This window comes from Streptomyces sp. UNOB3_S3, assembly GCF_020740895.1.
Lineage (GTDB): Bacteria > Actinomycetota > Actinomycetes > Streptomycetales > Streptomycetaceae > Streptomyces.
In genome coordinates, this window is record NZ_JAILXP010000543.1 from 1 (window position 1) to 3,476 (window position 3,476).

4 protein-coding genes are annotated in these 3,476 nt (G+C 73.9%); all 4 read left to right on the forward strand.

Translation table 11 applies throughout. The annotated features are described in order from the left end of the window. Positions 1-131: 131 nt before the first annotated feature. Complete coding sequence (locus tag K6I33_RS33295) at positions 132-776, forward strand: class I SAM-dependent methyltransferase (protein ID WP_229358444.1); 645 nt, start codon at positions 132-134, stop codon at positions 774-776. 23 nt (positions 777-799) lie between these two features. Next, positions 800-1,759 carry an N-acetylmuramoyl-L-alanine amidase gene (locus K6I33_RS33300; protein ID WP_229358446.1) on the forward strand — a complete coding sequence of 320 codons (960 nt, stop codon included), beginning with the start codon at positions 800-802 and terminating at the stop codon, positions 1,757-1,759. Between the two features lie 219 nt (positions 1,760-1,978). Then, positions 1,979-2,887: a DUF5336 domain-containing protein gene (locus K6I33_RS33305; protein ID WP_229358448.1), complete on the forward strand. Its 909-nt coding sequence runs from the start codon at positions 1,979-1,981 to the stop codon at positions 2,885-2,887. 138 nt (positions 2,888-3,025) lie between these two features. After that, positions 3,026-3,476: LLM class flavin-dependent oxidoreductase (locus tag K6I33_RS33310; RefSeq protein WP_229358450.1), on the forward strand; the 451-nt coding region annotated here is incomplete at its 3' end.

The window sequence follows — 3,476 nt, forward strand, 5'->3', positions numbered from 1 at the left end:
TCAGCCCCGCCGGCGTTTGAGGCGCGGGGTCCGGGGCGGAGCCCCAGGAAACGGGAAGGGGCGGGGTTGGGGACAATGGCCCTCCAGCAGCAACCCGCACCGCACGCACTCACAACGGGGACGGACACGCAATGGCACCCAAGCCCGACATACTCGCCGCCTTCGAGGCCGCGAAGGGATTCATGCCGGTGGACGAGGGCCTCGCCCTGTACGCCGCCGCGCGGGACGCGGCGCGGCTCGGGCTGCCGCTGCTGGAAGTGGGCACGTACTGCGGCCGTTCGACGATCCTCCTCGCCGACGCGGCCCGTGAGGGCGGCACCGTCGCGGTGACCGTCGACCACCACCGCGGCAGCGAGGAGCAGCAGCCCGGCTGGGAGTACCACGACCCGTCCGTCGTGGACGACGAGCCGGGCGTGGGGCGGATGGACACGCTGCCGACGTTCCGCAGGACGCTCTACAAGGCGGGCCTGGAGGACCACGTCATCGCCGTCGTCGGGCGGTCGCCGCAGGTGGCGAAGGTGTGGCAGGCGCCGGTCGGGCTGGTGTTCATCGACGGCGGGCACACCGACGAGCACGCCAACGCCGACTACGAGGGGTGGGCACCGCATGTCGCGCCCGACGGGCTGCTCGTCATCCACGATGTGTTCCCCGACCCCGCCGACGGCGGTCAGGCCCCGTACCGCGTGTATCTCCGGGCGCTGGCGTCCGGCGCGTTCACCGAGGTCTCGGTGGAGCGCTCGCTGCGCATACTGCGGCGTACGGGTCTCGGAAGTTGAGCGGCGGCGCTAGCATCGCCCGCGTGTCCCACGGCAGCGTTCCCCCCATAGCCCGGCGTCTCGTCGCCGGGCCGGCAGTGGTGCTCCTGGCGGCCGGGCTGGCCGGGTGCGGCGGCGGTACGGTCGGCATGGGCGGCGGTGACGACGGGAAGAAGCCCGTGGCCGCCGCTTCGTCGTCCTCGCCGAGCGAGCGGTCCTCGCCGTCCTCGTCCCCGCCGTCGTCGCCCGCGAGCACCGCGCCGCAGCCCGCCAGGAGCGAGCCGGCCTCCGCCGAGCCGAAGGGCTCCGAGGCCGCCCCCGCCGCCGACGGGCCGCTGCGGGGCAAGGTCGTCGTGGTCGACCCCGGCCACAACATCCACAACGCCGAGCACTCCACCGAGATCAACCGTCAGGTCGACATCGGCACCGGCCACAAGGAGTGCGACACCACCGGCACCGAGACCAACTCCGGCTACGCGGAAGCCACCTTCAGCCTCGACGTCGCGCACCGGCTGCGCGCGATCCTCCAGTCGCGGGGCGCCAAGGTCGTGCTGACGCACGACGGCGACCGGCCGTACGGGCCGTGCGTCACCGAGCGCGCCGAGATCGGCAACAAGGCGCACGGCGACGCCGCCGTGTCCATCCACGCGGACGGCGCGGGCCCCGGCCAGCGCGGCTTCCATGTGATCCTGCCCGCGAAGGTGCGCGGCGGCGCGGCGGACACCGGTCCCATCGTGGAGCCCTCGAAGGAGCTGGGGGCGCGCGTCGCGGGGAACTTCGTCAAGGTCACCGGCAGCGCGCCGTCCAATTACATCGGCCACGGCACCGGTCTCGACACCCGGGGGGATCTGGGCGGTCTCAATCTGTCGACGATTCCCAAGGTGTTCATCGAGTGCGGCAATATGCGCGACGCGCAGGACGCCGCGCTGCTCACGGACGGTGGCTGGCGCGAAAAGGCGGCGCAGGGGATCGCGGACGGCATTACGGACTTCCTGCGCGGGTAAAGAGGACCGGAGCGCGGGCCGCGTCCGCCCGGGCGGCGGGTACGGCCCGCGGCGGGGGCGGAGGGCCGCCGCACGGGGCCCGAACGGGCAGGCCACAGCCGTGTCACGAGGGTGATACGAAGAGGACGCCCGGGCCGCCCAGGCGATAGGTTCCCCTTACGATGGGTGGCCGCCACCCCCGCAGCGACGATTACTGACAGTACTGACAAAGGATTTTAGGTGAACATCCGCTCCCTCACTCGAGGCGACGGCGGGGTGATCGGAGCAGCGGTGTTGCTGTTCATCGCCTCGTTCCTCAGCTTCCGTTCGTACGACTGCGGGCAGGCGACGGTCGGCTGCCCCAAGGAGCCGATCGGCTGGAAGCCTGAACTCTTCCCCGTACTGCCGTCGATCTTCCTCGCCGGAATCATCGCCGCCGCTCTGATCGTCGCCGCCCGGTTCCAGCCGGAGGGCCGCAAGCTCATCGGGCTCAGCCTCGACCAGTGGGGCACCGCGTTCGCCGTGTTCGCCGCCTGGTCCTCGCTGTGGACGATCTTCGGTGGCCCGGACGTGGAGCAGATCTCGCCCGGCGTCGGCCAGATCCTGGCGCTGATCGCCAACCTCCTGCTCGCGGCCGTCGCGGTGCTGACGCCGCGCACCCCCGCGCTCAAGGCCCCGCTGATGGCCGCCCCGCAGGCCGCGGCCCCCGCCCCGTACGGCGCGCAGCCGCCGCACGCGGGCTACGGCTACCCCGGCCCGGCGGCCGGTGCGCCGCAGCAGGGGGCGCCGCAGCAGGGGGCTCCCTCCCCGTACGGCGCGCAGGCCACCATGCCGTTCGGCGGCCAGGCCCCCCAGCCGCAGCAGGGTCAGCCCGCGCAGGCCCAGCCGCAGCAGCAGGCCCAGCCGGCCGCCGCGCATCCCGCCGCCGGTCAGCCGGCCGCGCCCGCGGCCGACTTCGCCCCGTTCTGGTTCGCCGTGCCGGTGAACCGCCCGCTGTTCGCGGAGGACGGCTCCTCGAACCAGGTCGGCGAGCTCGCGCCGGGCACCTGGTACCTCGCGGTCGACCAGCGCGGTCCCGCGCTCGTCGCGCAGACGCAGGACGGCCGTCGCGGCGTGCTCCAGGACACGACGGGCATTCAGCGCGGCTGAGTCCTTCACGTCCCTCGTCCCCACGGCCCGCCGGGTTCCTCCCGGCGGGCCGTGGCGCGTCCGGCCCTTGTCACCGGAGCCGGCCGGTCCTAGAGTCCCCACCGTCGCCGTCTGACGCGCCGTCAGGAGGTTTCGCGCATGCGGCTCGGGCTCGCCCTCGGCTACTGGGGCCGCCGCCCCGACCCCCGGCACCTCTCCCTCGCCCGCCACGCCGAACGGCTCGGCTACCACTCCGTCTGGACCGCCGAGTCCTGGGGATCCGACGCCTTCACCCCGCTGACGTGGATCGCCGCCCACACCCGGCGCATCCGGCTCGGCACCGCCGTCGCCCAGATGGCCGCCCGCTCCCCCACCGCCACCGCGATGCACGCCCTGACCCTCGACCACCTCTCCGGCGGCCGGCTGCTGCTCGGCCTGGGGCTGTCGGGGCCACAGGTGGTGGAGGGCTGGTACGGGCGCCCGTTCCCGGACAGTCCGCTGACCGCGACCCGGGAGTACGTGGAGGTCGTCCGGCGGGTCCTGCGCCGTGAGGCGCCGGTGGTCCTCGACGGGCGCTACCACCCCCTCCCCCACCCGGGCCCCGGTGCGA

Bases quoted from the DNA above. Each gene is read 5' to 3' on its own strand.
- K6I33_RS33295 (WP_229358444.1), top strand. From the start codon at position 132: ATGGCACCCAAGCCCGACATACTCGCCGCCTTCGAGGCCGCGAAGGGA.